Source organism: Thalassospira sp. SM2505, assembly GCF_054901115.1.
In genome coordinates, this window is record NZ_CM142731.1 from 3,878,864 (window position 1) to 3,903,140 (window position 24,277).

22 protein-coding genes are annotated in these 24,277 nt (G+C 52.7%); 17 read left to right on the forward strand and 5 right to left on the reverse strand.

Going from position 1 to position 24,277, the window contains the following annotated elements; translation table 11 throughout:
- Nucleotides 1-80: 80 nt before the first annotated feature.
- The 3 genes from ACTU44_RS18240 to ACTU44_RS18250 are packed head-to-tail and all read right to left on the reverse strand — an operon-like array spanning nucleotide 81 to nucleotide 2,470.
- On the reverse strand, nucleotides 81-749 hold the full coding sequence (locus ACTU44_RS18240) for a DUF6468 domain-containing protein (RefSeq protein ID WP_114098491.1): 669 nt from the start codon (nucleotides 747-749) through the stop codon (nucleotides 81-83).
- Nucleotides 749-1,891 (reverse strand): flagellar motor switch protein FliM, encoded by a 1,143-nt coding sequence (gene fliM / locus ACTU44_RS18245; RefSeq protein WP_114098490.1) that lies wholly within the window; start codon nucleotides 1,889-1,891, stop codon nucleotides 749-751. Before fliM ends, ACTU44_RS18240 begins: the two co-directional genes overlap by 1 nt.
- A gap of 42 nt (nucleotides 1,892-1,933) precedes the next feature.
- A complete protein-coding gene (locus ACTU44_RS18250; protein ID WP_114098489.1) occupies nucleotides 1,934-2,470 on the reverse strand; it encodes a flagellar basal body-associated FliL family protein in 537 nt (178 codons plus the stop codon).
- Between the two features lie 426 nt (nucleotides 2,471-2,896).
- On the opposite strand from ACTU44_RS18250, the gene ACTU44_RS18255 reads away from it, so the two are divergent.
- The 4 genes from ACTU44_RS18255 (at nucleotide 2,897) to flgH (ending at nucleotide 6,513) form a co-directional block, all read left to right on the forward strand.
- Nucleotides 2,897-3,664 carry a flagellar hook-basal body complex protein gene (locus ACTU44_RS18255; RefSeq protein WP_114098667.1) on the forward strand — a complete coding sequence of 256 codons (768 nt, stop codon included), beginning with the start codon at nucleotides 2,897-2,899 and terminating at the stop codon, nucleotides 3,662-3,664.
- Nucleotides 3,665-3,730: 66 nt separating this feature from the next.
- Nucleotides 3,731-4,516 (forward strand): flagellar basal-body rod protein FlgG, encoded by a 786-nt coding sequence (flgG, locus tag ACTU44_RS18260; RefSeq protein ID WP_114098487.1) that lies wholly within the window; start codon nucleotides 3,731-3,733, stop codon nucleotides 4,514-4,516.
- 111 nt (nucleotides 4,517-4,627) lie between these two features.
- Nucleotides 4,628-5,623 (forward strand): flagellar basal body P-ring formation chaperone FlgA, encoded by a 996-nt coding sequence (gene flgA, locus ACTU44_RS18265; protein WP_114098486.1) that lies wholly within the window; start codon nucleotides 4,628-4,630, stop codon nucleotides 5,621-5,623.
- A gap of 116 nt (nucleotides 5,624-5,739) precedes the next feature.
- Complete coding sequence (gene flgH, locus ACTU44_RS18270) at nucleotides 5,740-6,513, forward strand: flagellar basal body L-ring protein FlgH (RefSeq protein WP_114098485.1); 774 nt, start codon at nucleotides 5,740-5,742, stop codon at nucleotides 6,511-6,513.
- 242 nt (nucleotides 6,514-6,755) lie between these two features.
- Here flgH and dksA read toward each other — a convergent pair whose 3' ends face one another.
- Nucleotides 6,756-7,172, reverse strand: coding sequence for an RNA polymerase-binding protein DksA (dksA, locus tag ACTU44_RS18275; protein WP_008890403.1), 417 nt, complete (start codon nucleotides 7,170-7,172; stop codon nucleotides 6,756-6,758).
- A 149-nt stretch (nucleotides 7,173-7,321) separates the two neighbouring features.
- On the reverse strand, nucleotides 7,322-7,765 hold the full coding sequence (locus ACTU44_RS18280; RefSeq protein ID WP_114098484.1) for a flagellar assembly protein FliX: 444 nt from the start codon (nucleotides 7,763-7,765) through the stop codon (nucleotides 7,322-7,324).
- 379 nt (nucleotides 7,766-8,144) lie between these two features.
- Between ACTU44_RS18280 and ACTU44_RS18285 the strand changes: the two genes are divergently transcribed.
- The 13 genes from ACTU44_RS18285 (at nucleotide 8,145) to fliS (ending at nucleotide 24,021) form a co-directional block, all read left to right on the forward strand.
- On the forward strand, nucleotides 8,145-9,287 hold the full coding sequence (locus ACTU44_RS18285; protein WP_114098482.1) for a flagellar basal body P-ring protein FlgI: 1,143 nt from the start codon (nucleotides 8,145-8,147) through the stop codon (nucleotides 9,285-9,287).
- A complete protein-coding gene (locus tag ACTU44_RS18290) occupies nucleotides 9,287-9,634 on the forward strand; it encodes a rod-binding protein (RefSeq protein WP_114098481.1) in 348 nt (115 codons plus the stop codon). Before ACTU44_RS18285 ends, ACTU44_RS18290 begins: the two co-directional genes overlap by 1 nt.
- Before the next feature lie 2 nt (nucleotides 9,635-9,636).
- Nucleotides 9,637-10,098, forward strand: a complete 462-nt coding sequence (locus tag ACTU44_RS18295; RefSeq protein WP_114098480.1) for a hypothetical protein — start codon at nucleotides 9,637-9,639, stop codon at nucleotides 10,096-10,098.
- 17 nt (nucleotides 10,099-10,115) lie between these two features.
- Nucleotides 10,116-12,524: a flagellar hook-associated protein FlgK gene (flgK, locus tag ACTU44_RS18300; protein ID WP_114098479.1), complete on the forward strand. Its 2,409-nt coding sequence runs from the start codon at nucleotides 10,116-10,118 to the stop codon at nucleotides 12,522-12,524.
- 26 nt (nucleotides 12,525-12,550) lie between these two features.
- Nucleotides 12,551-13,780, forward strand: coding sequence for a flagellin N-terminal helical domain-containing protein (locus ACTU44_RS18305; protein ID WP_114098478.1), 1,230 nt, complete (start codon nucleotides 12,551-12,553; stop codon nucleotides 13,778-13,780).
- Nucleotides 13,781-13,880: 100 nt separating this feature from the next.
- Nucleotides 13,881-14,351, forward strand: a complete 471-nt coding sequence (gene fliW / locus ACTU44_RS18310; RefSeq protein WP_114098477.1) for a flagellar assembly protein FliW — start codon at nucleotides 13,881-13,883, stop codon at nucleotides 14,349-14,351.
- A 110-nt stretch (nucleotides 14,352-14,461) separates the two neighbouring features.
- The gene (locus ACTU44_RS18315; protein ID WP_114098476.1) at nucleotides 14,462-15,820 is read left to right on the forward strand and encodes a flagellin N-terminal helical domain-containing protein; all 1,359 of its coding nucleotides are present in this window, start codon (nucleotides 14,462-14,464) and stop codon (nucleotides 15,818-15,820) included.
- Between the two features lie 408 nt (nucleotides 15,821-16,228).
- Nucleotides 16,229-17,575, forward strand: a complete 1,347-nt coding sequence (locus tag ACTU44_RS18320) for a flagellin N-terminal helical domain-containing protein (protein WP_462096089.1) — start codon at nucleotides 16,229-16,231, stop codon at nucleotides 17,573-17,575.
- Nucleotides 17,576-17,950: 375 nt separating this feature from the next.
- Nucleotides 17,951-19,297: a flagellin N-terminal helical domain-containing protein gene (locus ACTU44_RS18325; RefSeq protein WP_462096090.1), complete on the forward strand. Its 1,347-nt coding sequence runs from the start codon at nucleotides 17,951-17,953 to the stop codon at nucleotides 19,295-19,297.
- Nucleotides 19,298-19,786: 489 nt separating this feature from the next.
- Nucleotides 19,787-21,127, forward strand: a complete 1,341-nt coding sequence (locus tag ACTU44_RS18330; RefSeq protein ID WP_114099035.1) for a flagellin N-terminal helical domain-containing protein — start codon at nucleotides 19,787-19,789, stop codon at nucleotides 21,125-21,127.
- Between the two features lie 98 nt (nucleotides 21,128-21,225).
- On the forward strand, nucleotides 21,226-21,585 hold the full coding sequence (locus tag ACTU44_RS18335; RefSeq protein ID WP_181850329.1) for a flagellar protein FlaG: 360 nt from the start codon (nucleotides 21,226-21,228) through the stop codon (nucleotides 21,583-21,585).
- Between the two features lie 102 nt (nucleotides 21,586-21,687).
- Nucleotides 21,688-23,457 carry a flagellar filament capping protein FliD gene (fliD, locus tag ACTU44_RS18340; protein WP_114099033.1) on the forward strand — a complete coding sequence of 590 codons (1,770 nt, stop codon included), beginning with the start codon at nucleotides 21,688-21,690 and terminating at the stop codon, nucleotides 23,455-23,457.
- 57 nt (nucleotides 23,458-23,514) lie between these two features.
- Nucleotides 23,515-24,021 carry a flagellar export chaperone FliS gene (fliS, locus tag ACTU44_RS18345; protein ID WP_114099032.1) on the forward strand — a complete coding sequence of 169 codons (507 nt, stop codon included), beginning with the start codon at nucleotides 23,515-23,517 and terminating at the stop codon, nucleotides 24,019-24,021.
- The last annotated feature ends 256 nt before the right edge of the window (nucleotides 24,022-24,277 follow it).

Consider the following 24,277-nt stretch of genomic DNA (forward strand, 5'->3'; position numbering starts at 1 on the left):
CAGAATGACGGATCACTCTTTAGATATAAAGAAATGTCATGATCTCAAGTCCGGACCGGAAGCCCGAACAAATTTCAAATCTAGCGTACGGACCGCAAAGCCGCGAGCAATTCGCGCTCTGCCTCTGAACGACCGGCATCTTCGTCCTGATCGTACGGGTCTGCACCACCAGCATCACCATATCCGGCAGATGATCCCCCAAGAGACACATCATCGCGGTCACGATCACTCATCGCATTTCCGCCGCGTTCGAATTCGCCCACCATGCGCGCAGCCAGTTCTTCGGCGCGTGTTTCCACACCGAGGCGGTCCCGGTCATCAATAACATCGTGGCGATCCTTGCCGCTACCCTTGCCCGAACGCATAGGCGCACTGTCAGCACCACCCGCCACCTGCCCGGCACCAGACGCCCCCGAACGGCGCACAGCATTCACATCACTGGCAGCCTTTTCGAGACGGTTTGCGATGCTTTCACCGCGATCGACCATAAAGCTCAGGTCTTCGTTAAGGCCACTGGCCTTTTCAATGTTTTCGCGCAGTTTTTCGCCTGACTGTTCGGCCATGTCCTTGAGAGCCATGATCGAGGTTTCCGCCCGTTCATTGGCCGCATTGAACGCTGTCAGGAAGTTCTGCATGTCTTCCCGGCTGCGCCGGAATGCGGCGAGCTTGCGATTCAGAATGATGGCATAGACAATCGTCACAACCAGCAGCACGATCATCACAAGATCAAGATAGAACGCGAAGTCCATCACTTCTCTTCCTCGTTTATGCGCGCGCGATCACGCACCTGAATAGCGATCCGGTCACCCTTGCGTCCCATCATGCCCTTGAACAACGGAACATCGCCGCAGCGGACCTCGACAGGTGAAGTCGGACTGGTATTCAGAACCAGACGGTTGCCAACTTCCAGATTGAGCACATCGCCCAGCGCCATCACCTGTTCATCAAGGACTGCTAACAGGTTAACATGGGTTTGCCACAGTTCGTTTGCGAGGTGGTTTTCCCAAATAGAGTCACGACCAAACTTTTCCCCCATGAACATCTGAAGCAGAAGTTCACGAACCGGCTCCAGCGTCGCATAGGGGATCAGCAGCTCAAGCCGGCCACCGCGGTCTTCCATATCAATGCGCAACTTGGCCACAATCGCCGCATTGGCGTGACGGGCAATGGTTGCAAAACGCGGGTTCGTTTCAAGACGTTCGAACCGGAAAGTTACCGGGCTTAGCGGATCAAACGCAGCCGAAAGGTCGCCAAGCACCACATGGATCATACGTTCGACAAGGTTACGTTCAATCGTCGTATAGGGACGACCTTCAATACGCATGGCCGCCGTACCGCGACGCCCGCCCAGCAACACGTCGACGATGGAATAGATCAGGGCTGAGTCAACGGTGAGCAAGCCATAGTTATCCCACTCCTCGGCCTTGAAAACACCCAGCATCGCCGGTAGCGGGATCGAGTTCAGATAGTCACCGAAACGCAGCGACAGAATGTTATCGAGCGACACTTCAACGTTGTCGGACGTGAAGTTACGCAAAGATGTCGACATCATGCGGACAAGGCGGTCGAACACGACCTCAAGCATCGGCAGACGTTCATAGGCAACCATCGACGAGTTGATGATTGCCTGAATACCGGACTGGTCGCCTGCGCCGGAACCATCATCAAAGCCCAGAAGACTGTCGATTTCGTCCTGGTTCAGAACGCGTGCCGAACCACCGCCCATTTCGGCGGCCATATCATCGCCACCGTCATCGCCGTCATCGTCGCCGAGCATGGATTCCCATTCGGCGGCCATATCCTCGCCGCCGTCGTCTCCACCTTCGTCATCTCCACCCGCCATGGCTTCCCATTCGGCAGCGAGTGCATCATCATCGTCTTCATCAGCCATCAGCGATTGCTTCCTGATTTTGGCATTCGGGCCGCTACAAGTTTATTGTACCAGCATTTCCTTGAACAGAACGTCGTTAATTTTTGCAGGCTTGGCCGCGGCACTGACCCGGATCAGCAATTCTTCACGCAGTCGGAACATGCCTTCGGAACCGGAAAGGTCTTCCGGACGCAATTCACGAAGATAAACCTGAAAGTTGTCAATAATGCGCGGCATCATCTGTTCGACCTGCGGCAACATTGACTGATCGGCCACTTCCAGACTGACACGAATTTTAAGATAGCTTTGCTTGCCTGCACCGGTATTCAGATTGACCAGAATTTCCGGCAAATCCACGAACCCGACATTCTCAGGCACACCTGGTGCCTGCTCAATCGCATCTTCGGAAATCACTTCTTCGGTTTGCTGGCCATCACCGCCGGTCAGCATGTCAATTACCGGCTGAAGCAATCCGGTGAAATAGGCCGCGGCCGCACCGCCAAGCAGTAGCAGCACAAGCAGCACGACCACGATCAGCATTTTTTTGCTGCGACCGCCGCCACCTTCGTCCATTTCGATTTCGTCGACATCGTCGCCCATAGCTTCGCCAATTCCCGCGCTTGAAGTTATGTCGTCATCTCCAGCAAACACTGTGCCGGATTAACAGCCATAACGCTATCACGTTAAAAATCCGTTTCGTTTCCGACAGCTTACGTACCTTCAGACCATTCAGCCACCAAGACTTGAAACGAAATTCCCCCACAACATCAAAGCGATCCTCGACCTGGCAGAAATAGCCCTGCTGCATTTTACGACATTCCTCCGCCCCCTCGAAAAATCCGACCCGGAAAACTTTGTCCATTTGAACGGCTTACGTCGCGGCAGTTTCTGCCAATCCCCACGTTAGACACCCCGGCAACAAATGCCGAACACAAAATTTTTTGTTTATTTTCAATGCCTTGAATGTTCTGGCATGGCTTTCGCATTTGTGTTGGCAAATCATTGCCCCCAACCGGGAAACTGACCATGGAAAATATTTCATATATCGCGCTGTCCCGTCAGAAGACGCTTCGCAGCATGATGAACAACATTTCGCAGAACCTGGCGAACATGAACACGACCGGGTACAAAGAAGAGCGGATGATGTTCACCGACTGGATCGCGAAGAACAAGGACGCCCCGTTCCGCGGCGAGCGCGAGATTTCCCTTGTTCAGGATATTTCCCAGTATCGCAACACGACGGTCGGCAACATTGAGCATACCGACAGGCCGCTCGACGTTGCACTAAGTCAGCCCGACATGTTCTTTGCCGTCGAGACACCAACGGGCGTCCAGTATACCCGCAACGGTAATTTCACGCTCGACCCCGGCGGACAGCTCATCACCAATGACGGTTACCCAGTCCTGAGCGACGCCGGTCAGCCTATGTTTTTCAATCAGGCCGATGGGCAGATTGAAATCAAGGGTGACGGGACCGTTTCCACTGATATTGGCCAGATTGGCAAATTGCAGGTCATCACGGTTGATAATGTTCAGCGCATGATCGTGACTGGTAATACGCTTTATCGGGCGCCCAACGAGCAAGCTGGGGATGACGAGGAAATCGCCGTTCAGCAAGTTGAAAACCCCGGTATTGTTCAGGGAGCCCTTGAAAAATCCAACGTCAACCCGATCAGCGCCATGACACAGATGATCGACGTCTTGCGAACATATCAATCCGTCACCCGCTCTTTGGAAAGCGAGAACGAGCGGATGCGTAACATGATCAGCAAACTCGGGGATGTTCGCGCCTGATTTGGCCGCTGACACCCGTACCACAGAAATTTGGCGCAAAACTTGCGCAATCGAAGGAGAAGACAGATGCGGTCACTTGATATCGGCGCTTTGGGGATGCAGGCCCAGTCCACCAACGTGGACGTTACATCGCACAACATCGCCAACATGACGACGACCGGCTACAAGCGCCAGCGCGCGGAATTTCAGGACCTGCTTTATCAGGATCTGCGTCGTGCCGGTTCACCGTCATCTGATACCGGAACGATTGTCCCGACCGGGGTCCAGGTTGGTCTGGGTGTCAAAACCGCCGCAATTGGCCGCTATATGGGGCAAGGCACACTTACCCTGACCGAGAACGAACTTGATATCGCCATTCAGGGCCGCGGCTATCTTCAGATTGACCTGCCGAGCGGTGAAACCGCCTATACCCGCGATGGCACGCTGAAGCTTGATGCCAACGGGGCGCTTGTCACCAAGGACGGCTTTGCCGTTCAGCCGGGCATTACCGTTCCGAACAACGCAACGTCGGTCACCATCAACACCAACGGCGAGGTCTATGCCGAAATCGATGGTCAGGTTGCCCTTTCCAATCTGGGACAAATTCAGCTCGCAACCTTTATCAACCCGGCCGGTCTTGATGCCCTTGGTGATAACCTTTACCTTGAAACGGAGGCCTCGGGTCAGGCGAATACCGGCGCACCGGGTGATGTCGGTTATGGCACGGTCCAGCAGGGCTATCTGGAATCCTCGAACGTCAACGTGGTTCAGGAAATCACCAACCTGATCAAGGCACAGCGTGCCTATGAGATGAACTCCAAGTCGATTTCGACCACCGACGAAATGATGAGCGCAGTCAGCAATCTGCGTTAATCCTGCGTTCTGAATACAGTTATTCGCTTGCACAAGTCGCGGTCTGAAAGATCGCGGACTTGTGCGAACTGTATTTACGCGATGTATACCGTTCCGTGGTATAGTAGGCGCATGAAGATAAAGAAATTAATCCTCTCGTTCGCGATCTTGTCCTTTGCCCTTTCGACCGGGGATGCCTTTGCGCAGTCGACAAGGAACAGCAGTTCGCGCACCAGCCAACAGGTTGACGAAAACATCCTGCTGAAACCTGATGCGCTGATCGAAGGGCAATATGTGACGCTTGGGGACATTTTTTCTGGCATCGACCTGCAACAGGCAGATATTGCCGTTGCCCACGCACCGCAGCCCGGCAAACAGGTCGTTCTTGATTACCGCTGGCTTTATGGCATTGCCCAGCGGCACAAAATTAACTGGCGCCCCCGCACCACGGCCGATCAGGTTCTGATCACCCGGGCAAGCCAGATCATCACGATCGAAGAAATTCGCGACGCTGTTGAAGTTGCCCTTGTTGATTACGGGATAAAACGCCCTTTCACGATTGACCTTTCGAGCGACAACTTCCAGATCCATTTGCCCGTTGATGCTCGCAGTGATGTCACCGTCAGTTCGGTCGAACTCAATTCCAGAACCCAGCGTTTTGTCGCCAGCGTGACAACCGGCGCACAAACTGCACAACAACGCACATATCGCATCAGCGGCAAATATTACCCGCTTTCAACCGTTCCAGTTCTGGTTGAACCGGTTGCCCGGGGGCAAATCATTCGTCCTGACCAGGTTGAATATCGTGATTTCCGAACAGAACGTGTTCCAAACGGCGCTATTCAGGACATCAATGATGTCATCGGAAAGGAAGTTGTCCGCGCAGGCACCCCAAACGAACCGTTGCTGTTCCGTGACCTGACCAATCCAATTCTCGTTCGACGTGGCGCATTGGTAACCGTTCGACTGGTCACCGCCAATATGTCGCTAACCGCACGCGGCAAAGCCCTTGAGAACGGATCCAAGGGCGACATCATCCGTGTCGTCAATCAAACCAGCAACAAGACCATTCAGGTTGAAGTCGTTGCCGAAAATGAAGTCCGGGCCCTGCCTGCTATGTCACAATAACCCGTGACTTCAGGCCTGATACGACACACTTCGCACCCGGCAAGCTTTTCCCAGATTTCCACGCTACAACTGGCATGATCCTTGCGTAGATACCGGCAGGAACCCAGGAGGAATTCATGCCCGGTAAAAACACACAGATTTCATGGCGGCGTATCGCGCTTGTCAGCGGACTGATCGGTGCAACGGTACTGCTTTCAGGCTGCAACGCGATGAAACGTCTTTCCGAAGTCGGCGAACCGCCAAAATTGTCGTCGATCGACAATCCGACCCAGTCGGAAAACTATCATCCGGTCAGCCTGCCGATGCCAGCACCGCAAGTTGCCGAAAGCAACCCGAACTCATTGTGGCGTGCAGGTGCACGATCCTTCTTCAAGGATCAGCGTGCCAATCAGGTCGGTGATATTCTGACCGTTGTTGTCAATATGTCTGACAGCGCAGCCCTTGCCAATACCACGACGCGTTCTCGTACAAATTCCGAGGATCTCGCGGTCCCGAACCTGTTCGGCCTTGAAGCAGAATTCACCAAGGTGTTGCCAGAAGCGATCAATCCCAGTTCAATGTTCGATATGGACAGCAAAACGTCCAACCGAGGCGCTGGATCTTTGGATCGTACCGAGGCAATCAATCTGCGTGTTGCCGCCATCGTGATTCAAGTTCTGCCGAACGGCAATTACGTCATCCATGGCCGTCAGGAAATTCGCGTAAACAGCGAGGTCCGCGAAGTTCAGATCGCTGGCGTTATTCGCGCTGCCGACATTACTTCCGCCAATGAAGTCGGATATGACAAGATTGCCGAAGCACGCATTTCCTACGGCGGACGCGGCACAATTTCCGATGTCCAGCAACCACGCTATGGCAGTGAAGTTCTTGATATCATTCTGCCATTCTAGGGAGCTGCTGTGATCTGATCCGTTGCCCGGGTTCCTGTCAGACAGATCATCACACAGTAAACCTGACAAAAGACCGTCTCCGGACGGTCTTTTTCTTTAGAGCCTCAGTATAAACGGGAAAAGCCCGGTCATATGACCGGGCTTTTGAATTTGGTTATCCCTAACCAGTAATCTCCCACAAGGCCACATCGTTGCATGGCACGGGCCGACTTTGCGGCTCCTGATTTTGTCACCCGGCGCGATCAATCGTCGCGACGTGTGCGCTCCATCCGTTCATGGCGTTCCTGGGCTTCGATGCTCAGGGTCGCAATTGGACGAGCTTCAAGTCTTTTCAAGCTGATCGGCTCGTCGGTTTCTTCGCAGTAACCATATGATCCGTCTTCAATTCGACGCAAAGCAGCATCAATTTTTGAAATAAGCTTGCGCGCCCTGTCACGAGTACGAAGCTCAAGCGCCCTGTCCGTTTCCGCCGACGCGCGGTCGGTCAGGTCAGGTTCTTGAAGCCCGCCATCTTGCAGGTTCGCTAATGTTTCCGAAGATTCGTGCAGAAGTTCTGCCCGCCAGGTCAGAAGTTTCTGCCGGAAATATTCCCGCTGACGCGGGTTCATGAACTCTTCGTCCTCAGCAGGACGATAGTCAGGTGGTAATGTGATAGTCATGTATGCCCTCTATACAGGACTCATCGATCGCGCGGCAATATAGAGGGAGCCAGCGGGTGGTGCAAGCCGATTGAACAAATAAATCTTGATTTACCCTGAAACGGGCAGAAACCTGCGGCTTTCACCCTCAAATACCGCAAATTAAAAAGCTAGATCAGGCCGGAAACCTCAAGTTTCGCCAGCTCTATTCGGGCACGCAGGTCAATCTCGTCAAGAACCGCCGAAAGCTTGGGATCGTCAATCGTTTCGCGCTGCTGATCCATCAAGCCGACAAGCTGTTGCAGGCGTGCCCCAGACAGAGCCCCGCTCAGCAAGCCGTCACGAATGGACTCAAGCTGTTCAAGCAGGCTTTTGGCCCGCAAAACAGCAGCCTTGCGCGGAGAGTCGAGCGCGTCACCGCTTTGCTGCAAGGCCAATAACGCATCAAGCGCACTGACACTTCCCGTACTATGAACGCCAACCGAACCGCCAGCATCCCCCGAACCGTCAAGCGAACGCATGGTATCTGCAAAGCCGCTGCCGCCTGATGCGCCAGATGCCTTCTTACGTGATGTTCCGCTCGTCCCGGTTGCCTTGGAACCGCTAACCTTCATGACCTGTTTCCGTCTCGTTATGATACGATCATTGCGCAATCCCCAACGGATGAGCTGTCAGATATGGCCCATGGCCACCAATGCCAATCCGTTCGCCGAACTGAATCATGCGTCGATTACGATATAAGAGTCTCCCTCAATCGCAGAAACCGCGCAACGGGAAAAAAATGCCGGGCAGACGGCACCGATATGTGTGAAGCGGCCCCATATCTGAATTTGACGGCACATTTTCGCGGAATCCTTGGCGTCTTTCGCAAGAAGCCCCGGAAAGCCTGACTTGGCATGATTTTCGCAAACCATATGACAAACGCGATTAATGTCTTCTATCGCACCATTTGCCGGATGCCCATGCATCCCACGTCAAAGCGGAATTGAGAATATGATCACAGGTCTTGGCAAATCAGCGCGCAAAGCGACAGTCGCAGTCGCACTGGCTATGCTCGCCCTGACGCAGCTTGCCCCGGCACATGCACAGTCACGCATCAAGGATATCGCCGACTTCGAAGGCGTGCGTGACAACATGCTGGTCGGTTACGGTCTTGTGGTTGGTTTGAATGGTACTGGCGATGATCTTGGCGACGCTGACTTTACCCGCCAGAGCCTGGTTGCCATGCTTGAACGCCTTGGCATCAACGTCCGCGACCAGATTGAAGATCTGGAGTCTGACAATATTGCAGCAGTCATGGTCACCTCGACCCTGCCACCATTTTCCCGTCAGGGGGCCCGTATTGATGTCAGCATCAGCGCCATTGGTACTGCTAAAAGCCTTCAGGGCGGCACCCTTCTTGTCACCCCGATGGTCGGCGCAGACGGCGAAGTTTATGCTGTTGCCCAGGGCAACCTTGCCGTTGGCGGATTTTCTGCCGGTGGCGCTGCCGAAACCATTGTCAAAGGTGTCCCGACCTCCGCACGTATTGCCAATGGCGGCATTGTTGAACGCGAGATCGATTTTAACCTGAACTCGATGCAGGACATGTCTGTTGTGCTGCGCAACCCGGATTTCACCACCGCTCGTCGTGTCTCGGAAGCAATTAATGCCTATCTTGGCGAAGTTGCAGCACGTCCGAGTGATCCCGGTACGGTTCGCCTGAACATTCCGGACCGTTACAATCAGAATGTTGTCGCCCTTTTAACCGATATTGAACAGTTGCGCGTTGAACCCGACCAGATTGCACGCGTTGTGATCGACGAGAATACCGGAACCATTGTCATGGGTGAAAATGTCCGGATCAACCGGGTCGCAATTGCCCAGGGCAACCTGACCATCCGCGTAACTGAAAGCCAGCAGGTCTCCCAACCTTCGCCCTTCTCGCAGACCGGCACGACCCAAACAGTGGACCGGACCAATGTGGAAGTTGATGAAGACCAGGACAATCAGCTTGGCATCATGGATGGCGGCGTAAGCCTTCAGGAACTGGTGAACGGCCTTAACAGCCTTGGCGTTGGACCACGCGACATGATCACCATTCTTCAGGCGATCAAAACGTCCGGCGCGCTTCAAGCCGAAATCGAGGTGATGTAATGCAGACCGACAGCTCAACAGCCCTGATGGCACAGGCGCAAGCCAGCGCACAATATGGCGCCCAGAACAATATGGCTGCCAAGATGAGCTCGCTTACGGACGGTCACATCAAAACCGAAGCCGAAGCCCGCGAGGCCGGCAAAGAATTTGAATCCATGTTTCTTGGCCAGATGCTGAGCCACATGTTTTCCGGGATCGAAACCAACGAGTTGTTTGGCGGTGGTCATGGCGAAACGATGATGCGCTCCATGCTGGTTGATGAATATGCCAAAGAAATGACCCGCGCAGGTGGCATCGGAATTGCAGATGCTGTCACACGCGAAATCCTCAAAATCCAGGAGGGGTAAAAATGACCACCCAAGAGTTGGTTACTGAACTGAAAAGTGTCACTTACGACCTCATGTCCCTGCTGGAACGTGAAACGACCGACCTGCGCACCCTGTCGCATGGCGAGTACGAACAGTTCATCTCGGAAAAATCTGCCCTGTCGATGCAGTATGAGCAGCTGGTTGTGAAATTGCGCAGCCGCGGCGATGAATTGCGCGCTATGCCCGAAGAAGACCGTGCCGAATTACGTGAACTCCAGGCCGAATTCCAGGAAACTGCGCGTCGCAACATGACGGCCCTTCAGGCAGCCAAGGCGACCAATGAACGCATGGTTCAGGCGATCGTCCGTGCTGTCAATGACAAGGCCAAGGAAGATTGCACCACCTATAATCGCTCGGCCAAAACCAGCAAGGCAACCCTTGGCGGCTATGGTCGTACGATGAACAAATCCGGCGGCGCGTTTAGCGTCAATGAAACGCTCTAGGGGTAAAGGCACATATCATGTCACTGACCCAGGCACTCAATACGGCAATTTCCGGCCTCAATACGGCTCAGTCACGTATTGCCATCACGTCTTCGAACATTTCGAACGTGAATACTGAAGGCTATTCAAAGAAGATTGCCGGACAAGAAACCCTTACACTTGACGGTACGGGTGCCGGTTCACAGATCGCCGATATCTATCGCAACGTCAATGAAGGCCTCCTGCGTGAAGTTCGCGGCGAGCTGGGCAAAGCCGGGCGTGAAGAAGTCCGCTACGAGTTTTTCCAGCGTGTTCAGACCCTGTTTGGTACGGTTCAGTCGGATGCAGCCATCAGCCAGCGCATCAATGATCTGGCCGATGCTTTTGAACAGCTTGGCGTTACCCCGGATCAGAACTCGCCGCGCATCGAAGCCATTGAAAGCGCTATTCAGGTTGTTGAGTCTTTTGAAAAGCTCTCAAGCCAGCTTCAGGACATGCGCGATGACATCGACGATCAGATCACCGACGAGGTCAACACCGCCAATACGCTGCTCAGCCAGATCGCAGATCTGAATACCGGCATTATCCGCCTGAAAAACCTTGAACAGCCAACGACCGAACTTGAAGATCAGCGCGACCAGAAGCTCAACCAGCTTTCCAAGATCATTGACATCACCACCTTTTCCCGCAGTGACGGGTCGATGGTGGTTTATTCGGCCGCAGGTGCAAACACCCTTCTTGATCGCACCCCGAACAAACTGACCTTTACCCAGACGGCAGGCTTCGAGCCGGGCACCGGGGGCTCCGGAATTACGCTTAATGGCGAAGATATCACCGCCACCCTGCGTACAGGCACTCTTAAGGGCCTGTTTGAAATGCGCGATTCTGAAATTCCCGCCATCAACGATCAGATCAACGAGCTTGCAGGCGAATTGCGTGATGCCCTGAACGAAGAACACAACAAAGGTACTGCGTTCCCGCCGCCAGCCAACCTTTCAGGCAACCGCGTCGTTGCAGCAAGCGATCCCCTCACCGCAACCGGTGCGTTTCGTGTAGCTGCCCTCGATGCCGACGGGCAGCTTGTTGCGACCGACAGCTGGGCCGATATTGCTCTGCCGACCACTCCTGCTACGGTTCAGGGGATTGTTGACGCCATCAACAGCTCCGATGCCGGAACCTATCTGACAGCGTCACTGATTGACAACAAGCTGGTTATCGAAGGCACAGATGGTAACCGCGTTTCGATCAATGAAATGGACAGCCAGATTACAACCGGTGATGGCCGCAAACAGGGTATGTCCCACTATTTCGGCCTGAATGACTTTATTGCGACAGTCAAGCAGTCGGACACCATCACAACCACGGCACAACGCAACTCGACAGATGCACTCAATATTACCGCCAGCTCCTTTACGCTTTCAGCGGGATCGGGCGTATTGGTTGGCGGGGTTACGGTCAACTACACAGCTACGGACTCTCTTGAAGACATTCGCGATAACATTCGCACCGCCCTGCAAGGGGCCGGCATGACGGTCGCAGATTCAGAAACAACCGCGTTCATTGTCGAGGATGGCAATCGTTATCGTCTTGTCATTGACTATAACGCCAATATGACAGTCACAGATTCCGGCACCTTGTCGAGCAAGCTTGGCCTGAGCGAAGATCAGCCCAATCTTTCGGGAAATATGAGCGTTTCGGCCGCTATTCAGAATGATCCGTCACGCATTGTGCGTGGACAGCTGAATGCCGACACTTATGAAACCTCGAACGCCGTGGTCAATCCGGACAATGCCATTCCGAACCTTGGCCCGCTGGTTCCGCCGCCGCTCAACTATACCCTGACTGTCAGCGGTGATTTCACCGATGTCGATATTGATTATGACAGCAACACAACCCTGCAGGACATTGCAGATGCGATCAATAACAGCGCGACATTGACCGATAACAACATCACGGCAGAAGTGGTTTTTGACAGCCAGATTGGCGGCTACAAACTCAGCGTGACAGACGCCGATGGCGATCCGTTCTATTTCAGTGATAATGGCCTGCCGAATACGGACTCCTTGACCACCGTTCTTGGTCTTGGGATCAATTTTGGCGTTCATGAAGGCGACAACAGTGCTGCCCTGATGATGAGCCATACCTTTGAGCGAACCGATATCGAATTCGAGGCTACCGATGGCCTGTCTGGCGAGCGCACGTCCCTGACGGACTTTGCAGCAGGCATCGTCGCCACCGCAGCGACCAAGACCAAGGTTGCTGAAAGCTCTTATGAATTCCAGTCAGGACTGGTCACCGATTTGACCACCCGCATCCAGAATGAAGCCGGCGTTAACCTTGATGAAGAGATGTCTGATCTGATCATCTTCCAGCGCGCCTACACCGCATCGGCCCAGGTGATCTCTACGGTTGATGAAATGTTTGATGCATTGCTCAATGCAGTTTAAACTTCGGCTTATGAAGTGAGGATATCATGGTATCTCGTGTCGCAACCTATACGAACCATACGCTGCTTTCGGATCTTGCCATCCGGAACGCGGCAAAGGTAACGGATCTGCAGAATCAGGCGTCGAGCGGCTATAAATCGCGCGACTATGCCGGTATTGCAGACAGCGCACAGCGCCTGCTTAATCTGGAAGGCGAATATACCCGAACTGAACAGTATCTGCGCAACACGACGCAGGCCAAACTCCGTCTGCAAAGCATGGAATCTGCTGTCGACAGCATGATGACCATCGCAACAGAGATGAAGTCGCTTCTGATTCAGGCAAGCTCGGCCCAGCAGGCCGACGATGTAAACATCAAGGACGAAGCCAAACAGGCCTTGCAGCAGATTGCCAATCTGCTCAATACGAACCTTGATGGCCGTTATCTGTTTGCGGGTGGCCGTTCCGAAGAACCGGCTGTCGATCTCGACAAGATTGGCGCACCGGATAACTATATGAGCGACATGGACGTTGCTCTGACCGGTGCGACCACACTGGCCTCCCTCGGGGTCACAACCGGACAGCTTCAGATTGTCAGCACCGATGTCAACGGCAACAGCGTGACGACCAACGTCAACTATAATGCCGCAACAGATGACATTGATGACATTCTTGATGCCATCAACAGTGTCACGACCAATGGCGCAATCGCCTCCTTGCGCGGTTTTGGCGGCAATGGAAATCCGCTTCTGAATATCGAAAATGTCGGCAATGGGTCCATTACCATTACCGAAACCGGTGCAGGCGATTTCCTGACCCAGCTTGGCATGGAAAAGATCCCGAACCCGCGCCCGGATGCAGATTATTATGACGGCGATCAACAGATCCTCGAAGTCCGTATCGACGAACAATATAACGTTTCATACGGAATTCTTGCCGATAACCCGGCTTTCCAGAAGCTGGTTCAGGGCCTCGGGATTGCGGCAGGCACGGAAGACCAGGACGCAATGACCGTTGCACTTGGCTTTATCAACGACGCCATCAACGATCTGCCAAACGTTCAGGGACAGATCGGCCTTGATATTTCAAACGTCGAACGGTTCGAAACGCGCCATCAAGACTTCAAGGTTTTCGCGGCCCAGGCAATTAGTGACATTGAAACCGTTGATGTTCCGCTGACGCTCGCGGAACTGTCGCAGTATGAAACCGCCCTGCAGGCAAGTTTTATTGCCATTTCGCGGGCCTCGGATTTATCATTGGCTAACTATTTGCGTTGATTATCATACATATTTAATTGCTTCTTTACCTGTTTTGTCCGCTTAATAGCGCGAAATGTGTAAGTAGACAGAACCTTTCGACCGTCGGAGTATTACGGGAATGGATACCGAAAACGTCGCCGAAAACGGAACCCCTGAATCCGTCACAGTGGAAACACGCTTTGGCGATATCGAATTCAGCTGGGACAAAGGCATTTATATGCCGGTCGGCCTTCTTGGCTTTCCCGAGCACCATGTCTTCGGACTGGCAAATATTCCCAATACCTCACTGGATCAGTTCAAGCTCTATCAGAGCCTGACGGACGCGAACCTCTCCTTTATTGTCGCACCCTATAATATGGAAAGCGGCGTTTATGCAGAAAAAGACCTGACGAATGCCCAGAAAAGTCTCGCAATTGATGCTGCGGACATGGCCATTCTGATGGTTGTCACGATCCGCAGCGCACCTGGTGGTCAGGGCATCACAATGTCGACCAATCTGCGTGCACCAATTCTTGTGGATACCGGCCGTCAGGTCGCCTGGCAGCATATCCTGCCAAACGAGAAATACTCTGTGCAGCACGACCTGTAATTTTTGCCTAGTAAATTTGGCACGCGCATTGCTTTATTGTCCCGTAAGGCAATGTAGCCGAAGGATTGAATGGCTGAGCCATTCTGTCTTATCCGTGTAGGAGGAAAAAAATGGCTCTCAATATTATTTCCAACTATGCAGCGAACGTCGCCCATCGCAACCTGACCAATTCGGACACGATGGCGACCCGATCGCTTGCAAAGCTTTCTTCTGGTACCCGCGTTGTTTCCGCTCGTGACGATGCGGCATCGATGGCTATTGGTGCGCGCCTGAATGCAACGACCCAGGCGTTGAAAACCGCAACGGTTAACGTTGGTCAGGCCAACTCGATGCTTCAGATTGCCGATGGCGGCATGGCAACGATTGATGACATCCTCGTTCGCATGAAGACACTGGCTGTTCAGGCTTCTTCGGGCAACCTGTCTGACACTGAACGCGGCTTCCTTAATGACGAATTTGTTCAGCTTCGTGACGAGATCGACCGCATTGCATCCTCGACCAACTTCAACGGCATTCAATTGCTCGGCGATGGTGGTGACGTTGCACTGGATTACACAGATCTTGCCGCTGCCGGCACTGGTGCTGCACTGTCAGCCGTGAACGGCTTTGATGCGATTGCCATCACTGACAACAATTACTGGGCGACAGATACCAACACCAACACCGTTACGGACAACGATTTCTCCGTTGCTATAAACTATGCGGCGGGCGGTCAGGTGATTATGACCGTCACTGCCAATATTGATGGTGCTGTGACCACCAATGACCGCACCCAGTCAATTGACGTAAGTGATTACGTTACTGGCGGCAGCAAAGTCATGAGTGCTGGTGACAAAGCGACCCTGAACTTTGACGAGCTTGGCCTTACATTCTCGCTAAACAGTAACTTTACGGCATCTGTCGATGTTATCGCTGGCGACAACACCGGAGCTTCGGACTTCGGTACGGACACAACCTTTAACGGTGTCGCCGGCAACAACTCTACTTTGAACACCGTTACAATGGCCGCTGACAACGGCCAGCAATTGCAGGCGACTGTCGATTTCCAGGTTGGTGCCGGCAACACTGCAAATGATCGTCTGGCGATTGAGTTTACCGCAGTGGACTCTGAAACCCTCGGTTCTGGCGCTGCTGGCACACAGGAATCACTTGCCGATCTTACCGCCAACGCGATTGATACTGCTGCCAATGCACAGAATGCAGTCGAAGTCGTAACCCGGGCGATTGATGACCTGCAGCGCGCACGCGCCAATATCGGTACTTATCAGAACCGCTTGGATTTTGCCGGTCAGAACCTTGCATCTACGCAGGAAAATACTGAATCAGCTCGCTCTACCTTGCTTGACCTTGATGTTGCAGCAGAAATGACTGCCTTCACTTCCAAGCAGATCCTGGTTCAGTCGGGCGTTGCGATGCTTGCCCAAGCCAACCAGATGCCGCAAAACCTGCTGCGTCTGCTTCAGGGCTAACAGCTGCAGCAGCTATCGCAGCGACAACGGCGGCAAACTATTTTTGCCGCCGTTTCCTTATGCGTACACCGATTATTTCCTTCTGATCACTAAAGTTTGTTTACCTCATCGACGAATCTTAGACCTTGACCGGATTCGCAAGCCAAAAGTTAGCTTATCTTCTTTTGTAAGAAAGACGTCGTTTTTTCACCGCACAACAACCAATCTTAAAATAAAATTTCCTCACGATATCAACGACCACAGGCCACAGTCAGCATTTTTTTGACATGAATTGATTTTTTTTCTGGACTCATTCGTAGTTTGAATATCTAATCGGCAGGTCTGGACTAAATAGAGTTGTTCAAGAAGAACTTCTGGTCCGTATTTTTCGCAGATCGATTCTGCGCATTCCAAGTAGGAAGATGAAAAATGGCTCTCAATATTATTTCAAACTATGCCGCTAACGTTGCGCACCGTAACCTGACAGCATCTGACGAGATGGCGACCCGTTCGCTGTCGAAACTTTCGTCCGGTACGCGTGTTGTTTCCGCACGTGACGATGCTGCCTCTATGGCAATCGGCGCACGTCTCAACGCAACCACCCAGGCTCTGAAAACGGCAACCGTTAACGTTGGTCAAGCCAACGCGATGCTCCAGATTGCCGACGGCGGCATGGCAACCATCGACGATATCCTTGTTCGCATGAAGACACTTGCTGTTCAGTCCTCCTCGGGCAACCTGTCCGATACCGAACGTGGCTTCCTGAACGACGAGTTTACCGAACTGCGTGACGAGGTTGATCGTATTGCCTCCTCCACCAACTTCAACGGTATCCAGCTTCTGGGTAACGGTGGTGACGTGGCGCTGGACTATGCAGACCTTGAAGCAGCTGGTACAGGCGCTGCTATCTCGGCTGCCAACGGTTTTGATGCGATTGCCATCACTGACAATAACTACTGGGCAACCGACACGAATGCCGGCGGAGTTACTGACAACGACTTTACCGTTGCCATCAATTATGCTGCAGGTGGTCAGGTCATCATGACCGTTTCCACCAACATCGACGGCGCAGCAAGCCGTGCCCAGTCGATCGACGTCAGTGACTACATCACCGGCGGCAGCAAAGAGATGAGTGCAGGCGACAAATCAACTCTTAACTTCGACGAGCTTGGTCTGTCCTTCACCATCAACAACAACTTCACCGCTTCGGTTGACTCGATCGCTGCCGATAACACCGGCGCATCCGACTTCGGCACTGATACCCAGTTTAACGCTGGCGCAACCAACGACTCGACTGCAAACACAGTTACGATGGCTGCTGACAACGGTCAGACCCTGGCAGCAAGCATCGAATTCCAGGTTGGCGGTGGCAACACTGCAAATGACCGTCTGTCGATCAACCTGACTTCGGTTGACTCTGAAGCACTCGGCACCGGTTCTGCCGGCACCGACACGTCGCTTGCTGATCTTGGCGCCAACGCCATCAGCACTGCGGCCTCTGCCCAGAATGCTGTTGAAGTTGTAACCCGCGCGATTGACGACCTGCAGCGTGCACGTGCTGCGGTTGGTACCTCGCAGAACCGTCTGGACTTCGCTGGTCAGAACCTTGCTTCCACGCAGGAAAACACTGAATCAGCGCGTTCTACCCTGCTTGACCTTGATGTGGCTGCTGAAATGACTGCCTTCACCTCCAAGCAGATCCTGGTTCAGTCGGGTGTGGCTATGCTTGCTCAGGCAAACCAGATGCCGCAGAACCTGCTGCGTCTGCTCCAGTAATTCTGGCGACATACAATCCTTCAAAAGGCAGCCTTCGGGCTGCCTTTTTTCTTTTTTGCCCTAGAGCTCTCTGCAACGCGAGGTCAACCAACGCGCACGAATCGTATATTCCATCAGATCAATTTTGCTCTTACTCCTTGCGGCCTTGACAACGAGCAAGATCAGAGAAGTTCAAACAATAGTCACTAAGCAATTGAGAATATAGATTAACTGACAGTTAAGATTTTTCTGGACAACCACCCAACCCTAAGTATAGGATTAGCAAACTTAGTTATGCCTTATGTGATCAAGACGATTCTTAAAGGCATTTCCGACACGTAGTCGGTAACCTTCGGCGGAACAGTCCGTTAGAGCTATCCAAGTAGGAGATATGATATGGCTCTCAATATTATCTCGAACTACGCTGCGAACGTAGCGCACCGTAACCTGTCGGCATCTGATGAGATGGCGACCCGTTCCCTTTCCAAACTGTCTTCTGGTACCCGTGTTGTTTCCGCACGTGACGATGCTGCTTCCATGGCAATCGGCGCACGTCTCAACGCAACCACCCAGGCTCTGAAAACGGCAACCGTTAACGTTGGTCAGGCCAACTCGATGTTGCAAATTGCTGACGGCGGCATGGCAACCATCGACGATATCCTTGTTCGCATGAAGACACTTGCTGTTCAGTCCTCCTCGGGCAACCTGTCCGATACCGAACGTGGCTTCCTGAACGACGAGTTTACCGAACTGCGTGACGAGGTTGATCGTATTGCCTCCTCCACCAACTTCAACGGTATCCAGCTTCTGGGTAACGGTGGTGACGTGGCGCTGGACTATGCAGACCTTGAAGCAGCTGGTACAGGCGCTGCTATCTCGGCTGCCAACGGTTTTGATGCGATTGCCATCACTGACAATAACTACTGGGCAACCGACACGAATGCCGGCGGAGTTACTGACAACGACTTTACCGTTGCCATCAATTATGCTGCAGGTGGTCAGGTCATCATGACCGTTTCCACCAACATCGACGGCGCAGCAAGCCGTGCCCAGTCGATCGACGTCAGTGACTACATCACCGGCGGCAGCAAAGAGATGAGTGCAGGCGACAAATCAACTCTTAACTTCGACGAGCTTGGTCTGTCCTTCACCATCAACAACAACTTCACCGCTTCGGTTGACTCGATCGCTGCCGATAACACCGGCGCATCCGACTTCGGCACTGATACCCAGTTTAACGCTGGCGCAACCAACGACTCGACTGCAAACACAGTTACGATGGCTGCTGACAACGGTCAGACCCTGGCAGCAAGCATCGAATTCCAGGTTGGCGGTGGCAACACTGCAAATGACCGTCTGTCGATCAACCTGACTTCGGTTGACTCTGAAGCACTCGGCACCGGTTCTGCCGGCACCGACACGTCGCTTGCTGATCTTGGCGCCAACGCCATCAGCACTGCGGCCTCTGCCCAGAATGCTGTTGAAGTTGTAACCCGCGCGATTGACGACCTGCAGCGTGCACGTGCTGCGGTTGGTACCTCGCAGAACCGTCTGGACTTCGCTGGTCAGAACCTTGCTTCCACGCAGGAAAACACTGAATCAGCGCGTTCTACCCTGCTTGACCTTGATGTGGCTGCTGAAATGACTGCCTTCACCTCCAAGCAGATCCTGGTTCAGTCGGGTGTGGCTATGCTTGCTCAGGCAAACCAGATGCCGCAGAACCTGCTGCGTCTGCTCCAGTAATTCTGGCGACATACAATCCTTCAAAAGGCAGCCTTCGGGCTGCCTTTTTTTGTTTTTTACTCACCAGTTTTTGCGCACGCTCAATCATATGCAGCTCCGCCACACACATTTGGTGCACCTTCTCCACGAAGCTTCCATATCAATGCTATGAGACGAGTCATCCCCAGCAGCCCCCCTCATCAACGACCTATACCAATGGATTTTCAATATGGAAGCCATTGAGAAAATCATACGGCATACACTTGGATTCGCTTGAGAATACAGGGAAAATTCCATCAATCACAATTTCCGACTCTGTTAACCTTTTGTTTTATATTGACATTTACCACCTGTTTTTTTCTCTGGACTCAGGACTAACCTAAAAGTATATTTCATCTTACCTGTAATATCGTTTTTGTTCCCATATAGGGTAATCAAAACACTTCTGGCGATGTGCCGGATTTCGAACAGCAAGAAGTTGTTCAGAGCTATCCAAGTAGGAGATGCGTCATGGCTCTTAATATTATTTCGAACTATGCTGCGAACGTAGCACACCGTAACCTTTCGGCCTCTGACACGATGGCAACACGCTCTCTGTCAAAGCTGTCGTCTGGTACGCGTGTTGTTTCCGCGCGCGATGACGCAGCCTCTATGGCAATCGGTGCCCGACTGAATGCAACGACCGAAGCTCTGAAAACCGCTTCTGTTAACGTTGGACAAGCCAATTCGATGTTGCAAATTGCTGACGGCGGCATGGCAACCATCGACAATATTCTTGTCCGTATGAAAACGCTTTCTGTTCAGGCCTCCTCGGGCAACCTTTCTGATACTGAACGCGGCTTCCTCAATGACGAATTTGTCCAGCTACGCGAAGAGATAGACCGCATAGCATCCTCAACGAACTTCAACGGCATTCAGCTGTTGGGGGACGGCGGTGATGTTGCTTTGGACTTCGCCGATCTCGATGCAGGCGGCACAGGTGCGGCACTCTCGGCGGTTAACGGTTTTGATGCCATTGCCATCACCGACAACAACTACTGGGCAACCGATACCAATACAGACATTACCGATAACAGCTTTACCGTTGATATCAACTATGCTGCTGGCGGGCAGGTAATCATGACCGTTGCTGCCACAGTTGATGGTGATAACCGGACCCAGTCGATTGATGTCAGTGACTATATCACTGGCGGAACCAAAGTAATGAGCGCAGGTGACAAGGATACACTGAGCTTCGACGAGCTCGGCCTGTCATTTTCGATCAACAGCAACTTCACTGCTTCTGTTGACTCAATCAACGCTGATGCGACTGGTGCATCCGACTTCGGTACCGATACCCAGTTCAATGGCGGCGCAACCAACAACTCGACGGCGAACACCGTTACGATGGCTGCGGACAATGGACAGGAGTTGCAGAGTTCCATCGAATTTCAGGTTGGGGGCGGCAACACCGCAAACGACCGCCTTTCAATCACCCTGAATGCAGTTGATTCTGATACACTCGGTGCCGGCGCACTGGGTACGCAGACTTCACTTCAGGATCTTGGTGCCAATGCCATCAGCACCGCAGCATCAGCACAATCTGCTGTTGAAGTCGTTACCCGTGCAATTGACGACTTGCAGCGTGCACGTGCTGCCGTGGGCACCTCGCAGAACCGTCTGGATTTTGCTGGTCAGAACCTTGCAACCACACAGGAAAACACTGAATCAGCGCGTTCTACCCTGCTTGATCTTGATGTTGCTGCCGAAATGACAGCGTTCACCTCCAAGCAGATCCTCGTCCAATCAGGCGTTGCGATGCTTGCACAGGCAAACCAGATGCCGCAGAATTTGCTGCGTCTGTTGCAGTAAGCAATTCAATTAACCTTGGGCATGTCCATGTTGGATTGCCTCTTTAATTCAACATGATGTCCTGCAATTGCAGGAAGACGGCTTGGGAGTTTGGAAAAATGGAAGTCGTAAACAATTACAGTTCACCAGGTTCTACGGGCAGCTATGCTACCCCGACCCCGAAGATTGAAAATACTGCGGCAAACAGCGCAGCAAGCACTGCGGTCGCTGCCGCCAGCAAGCCGTCTGCGGTTTCGCAGAAGCTTCAGGATGCTCTTGCAAACCTTGATCTACCCGATGTGGCAAACGGTTCTGCACGTGTCGAACTGAACTTCAATCAGGACACAGGTCGGGTCATAGCCAAAGTCACCGACCGTGTGAGCGGCGATGTTCTTCGCGAAATTCCGTCTAAAGAGTTGCAGCAGCTGTTTTCCCAGATGCGCGAATATCTGGGCAGCTTTGTGGACGAAGAAATTTAACGGGACGATCGGGCAGGCTTAGGCACGAATTTTGCTATTTCGTAGAATGTTATAGTCCGAAACTAGGTAAAATCGACCGAGCGGGCCCAAGGAGCTAAACCAATGAGCAGCTTGAATTTAAATAACATCTATGTTGGCGACAACGGTCGCGTCCAGTTGTCTGGCGGCTCGTCAAACATCGATTTCGTCGACACCGTCGACAAGATGATTGCTGCTCGTCGCATTCCTGCGGACAATCTCCAAAAACGTATCGAAGCAAACGACGAGAAGATCGCGGCTCTCAAGGAGCTGCAGACACTTGTCGGTACGCTTAAAGATTCGATGGCGAACCTTTACGGTGCGACCAGCTTCGATAACTCGAAGAACATCTTCGAGGCCAAACAGATTTTCGCCTCCTCGAACGGAAGCGAAGCCGGTACCCTTATGGGTGTTACGGCAACCAATGCTGCCGCGACCGGCAGCTACAAGTTCGAGATCGTCGACGTTGCAAGCAAACACAAGCTTTCAAGCGATACCCAGGCCGTTGCGGCAAGCGCAGATATCACCGGCGTCACTGGCACCGGCAGCTTTACCATCACTGGAGGCGCCGGAAACTCGACCATTACGGTTTCTGCTGGCGATACGCTTCAGGACATTCGCGACAAGATCAATAACGTCAAGGATAGTACCGGCGTACAGGCTTCTGTGGTCAAGGTATCTGATACCGAAAGCACGATCATCTTCACCTCGACCGAAGAGGGTGTGGATAACCGTATGTCGTTCAGTGACGATACCGGCTCTGTCCTTCAAAGCCTTGGTGTTCTGACCGATGCGACAACAATCAACGCGACCAACGTGATTGATGACGGCAATGATGCCAACATCATGCTTGATGGTATTTCTGTCACCCGCGGGTCGAACGAGTTTTCCGATCTGATCGATGGCCTGACCATCAGCCTCTATGATTCCGAACCTGGAACCGAAATCACCATCGAGATTGAGCAGGACCTGAATCAGGCGAAAACGGCAATCCTGGATTTCGTCGATGCCTATAACGCGGTTCAGACCTTTATCAACGAAAAAACCTTTGTCGATCCGACCACCGGTGAAGCGTCCGAAGATGCCATCCTTCTGGGTAATACGTCGGTTAAAAGCATTGAATCGGCCCTGCAGCAGATCGCCGGCTCATTCGCCAATGGCGTAACCGACCGCGCAGGTGAGGACGATTATTCGGTTCTGGCAGAAATTGGTCTGGACTTCGTCGCATATGGCTCTAACGAAGATCCACTTGTCAAAAAGACAATCCAGATTGATGAAGCAGCACTCAATGCTGCACTTCTGAACGAACCTGACGAAGTCATGGAACTGTTCCTGTTCCGCGGCAAATCGGATAACTCTGATGTGACCGTGACCGGCTTCAACAGCAGTACAAATGCTGCGACTTATGATTTCACTATCAATGCATCGGCTGGCTCGATTACCAGCGTGACCTATGACATCACCGTCGATGGTGTGACGACGACGGGCAAAAACGCCGTTGTATCGGGCAACAGTATCCGTACTGCCGATGGCCTGCGTCTGTTTTACGGTGGCGATGCGACTGCCAACGACACGGCCTCTGTTACAACTTCTGTTGGTATCGGGGCGCAGTTCTATTTTGAACTCGACTCAATTCTTGATGAAGAAAACGGTACACTTACCCAGGCAATTTCCGATCTTGAGACACAAAACACGTCTTATGACGAAAAAGTCGAACGCATTGATGATCGACTGTCACGGCAGAGAGAAGTCCTGATGGATCAGTTCATTGCGATGGAATCGGCCCTTGCACGTATGAAGAATATCCAGAGTTCTCTCGACGAATTGATGGCTGCAGGTAAAGATAGTAGTTAACTTTTCCATGCCATACATGCACACTAAGTAGACGTATCGCATACCAAGGAGTGTCGCATGAATGAACACGCCGCCCAAACATACAAGCACCAACAGGTAAATACAGCCTCACCAGCCAAGATGGTGTTCATGCTGTTTGAAAAGACCCTGTCGCGCTTGCAAGAGGCGAAAAACGCGATCGAGCGAAACGATATCCAGGGGCGCTGCAACGCCAATTGCAGCGCACAGGAATTGATCGCCCATCTTTCAAATACGCTGGATATGGAACAGGGTGGCGAAATTGCTGCCAATCTTGAGCGCATCTATGCGCATTGCCTGATCCGTTTGATGGATGTTGATCGGAAAAATGATCCGAAGGCCGCCGATGACGTTGCCCGGGTACTGACCCCGCTGCGTGATTCCTGGGCCGAGCTGGCCGAACGCAGCGAAGGTGAATTGCGTCAGGCAATCATGATTGCCCAGCAAGACCGCCCTGCTCCTGTTGCCGAGGCAAGCCAGACGACAACTTCTGAGGCTGAAAATGCTCCTGCACCGGCAAAAACCGGACTGTCCATTTCAGCCTAACCCCTGTCGGGCGCATTCGCCAAAACACCCCTCCTGTTCAAAGGCTCCTGCTTAAACGCGGGAGCCTTTTTGCTTGGAACAATCGCGCTTTCCTTTGCAACCACAGGATCATTTTTGCCCGGTTCCATAGGCGTGACATATCGCCAGAAGCTTCAAGCAATGGCACGTCACATCCTAACGCGCTGAAATCCTGTATAAATTATTAACGCGCAAAACTGGCCCGGCACTTGCAATTGTTCTGACACTGTTTCCAAAA

Excerpts from the sequence above, each read along its gene's own strand:
- ACTU44_RS18240 (WP_114098491.1), bottom strand. The coding sequence starts at position 749 with ATGGACTTCGCGTTCTATCTTGATCTTGTGATGATCGTGCTGCTGGTT.
- fliM (WP_114098490.1), bottom strand. The coding sequence starts at position 1,891 with ATGGCTGATGAAGACGATGATGATGCACTCGCTGCCGAATGGGAAGCC.
- ACTU44_RS18250 (WP_114098489.1), bottom strand. The coding sequence starts at position 2,470 with ATGGGCGACGATGTCGACGAAATCGAAATGGACGAAGGTGGCGGCGGT.
- ACTU44_RS18255 (WP_114098667.1), top strand. The coding sequence starts at position 2,897 with ATGGAAAATATTTCATATATCGCGCTGTCCCGTCAGAAGACGCTTCGC.
- flgG (WP_114098487.1), top strand. The coding sequence starts at position 3,731 with ATGCGGTCACTTGATATCGGCGCTTTGGGGATGCAGGCCCAGTCCACC.
- flgA (WP_114098486.1), top strand. The coding sequence starts at position 4,628 with ATGAAGATAAAGAAATTAATCCTCTCGTTCGCGATCTTGTCCTTTGCC.
- flgH (WP_114098485.1), top strand. The coding sequence starts at position 5,740 with ATGCCCGGTAAAAACACACAGATTTCATGGCGGCGTATCGCGCTTGTC.
- dksA (WP_008890403.1), bottom strand. The coding sequence starts at position 7,172 with ATGACTATCACATTACCACCTGACTATCGTCCTGCTGAGGACGAAGAG.
- ACTU44_RS18280 (WP_114098484.1), bottom strand. The coding sequence starts at position 7,765 with ATGAAGGTTAGCGGTTCCAAGGCAACCGGGACGAGCGGAACATCACGT.
- ACTU44_RS18285 (WP_114098482.1), top strand. The coding sequence starts at position 8,145 with ATGATCACAGGTCTTGGCAAATCAGCGCGCAAAGCGACAGTCGCAGTC.
- ACTU44_RS18290 (WP_114098481.1), top strand. The coding sequence starts at position 9,287 with ATGCAGACCGACAGCTCAACAGCCCTGATGGCACAGGCGCAAGCCAGC.
- ACTU44_RS18295 (WP_114098480.1), top strand. The coding sequence starts at position 9,637 with ATGACCACCCAAGAGTTGGTTACTGAACTGAAAAGTGTCACTTACGAC.
- flgK (WP_114098479.1), top strand. The coding sequence starts at position 10,116 with ATGTCACTGACCCAGGCACTCAATACGGCAATTTCCGGCCTCAATACG.
- ACTU44_RS18305 (WP_114098478.1), top strand. The coding sequence starts at position 12,551 with ATGGTATCTCGTGTCGCAACCTATACGAACCATACGCTGCTTTCGGAT.
- fliW (WP_114098477.1), top strand. The coding sequence starts at position 13,881 with ATGGATACCGAAAACGTCGCCGAAAACGGAACCCCTGAATCCGTCACA.
- ACTU44_RS18315 (WP_114098476.1), top strand. The coding sequence starts at position 14,462 with ATGGCTCTCAATATTATTTCCAACTATGCAGCGAACGTCGCCCATCGC.
- ACTU44_RS18320 (WP_462096089.1), top strand. The coding sequence starts at position 16,229 with ATGGCTCTCAATATTATTTCAAACTATGCCGCTAACGTTGCGCACCGT.
- ACTU44_RS18325 (WP_462096090.1), top strand. The coding sequence starts at position 17,951 with ATGGCTCTCAATATTATCTCGAACTACGCTGCGAACGTAGCGCACCGT.
- ACTU44_RS18330 (WP_114099035.1), top strand. The coding sequence starts at position 19,787 with ATGGCTCTTAATATTATTTCGAACTATGCTGCGAACGTAGCACACCGT.
- ACTU44_RS18335 (WP_181850329.1), top strand. The coding sequence starts at position 21,226 with ATGGAAGTCGTAAACAATTACAGTTCACCAGGTTCTACGGGCAGCTAT.
- fliD (WP_114099033.1), top strand. The coding sequence starts at position 21,688 with ATGAGCAGCTTGAATTTAAATAACATCTATGTTGGCGACAACGGTCGC.
- fliS (WP_114099032.1), top strand. The coding sequence starts at position 23,515 with ATGAATGAACACGCCGCCCAAACATACAAGCACCAACAGGTAAATACA.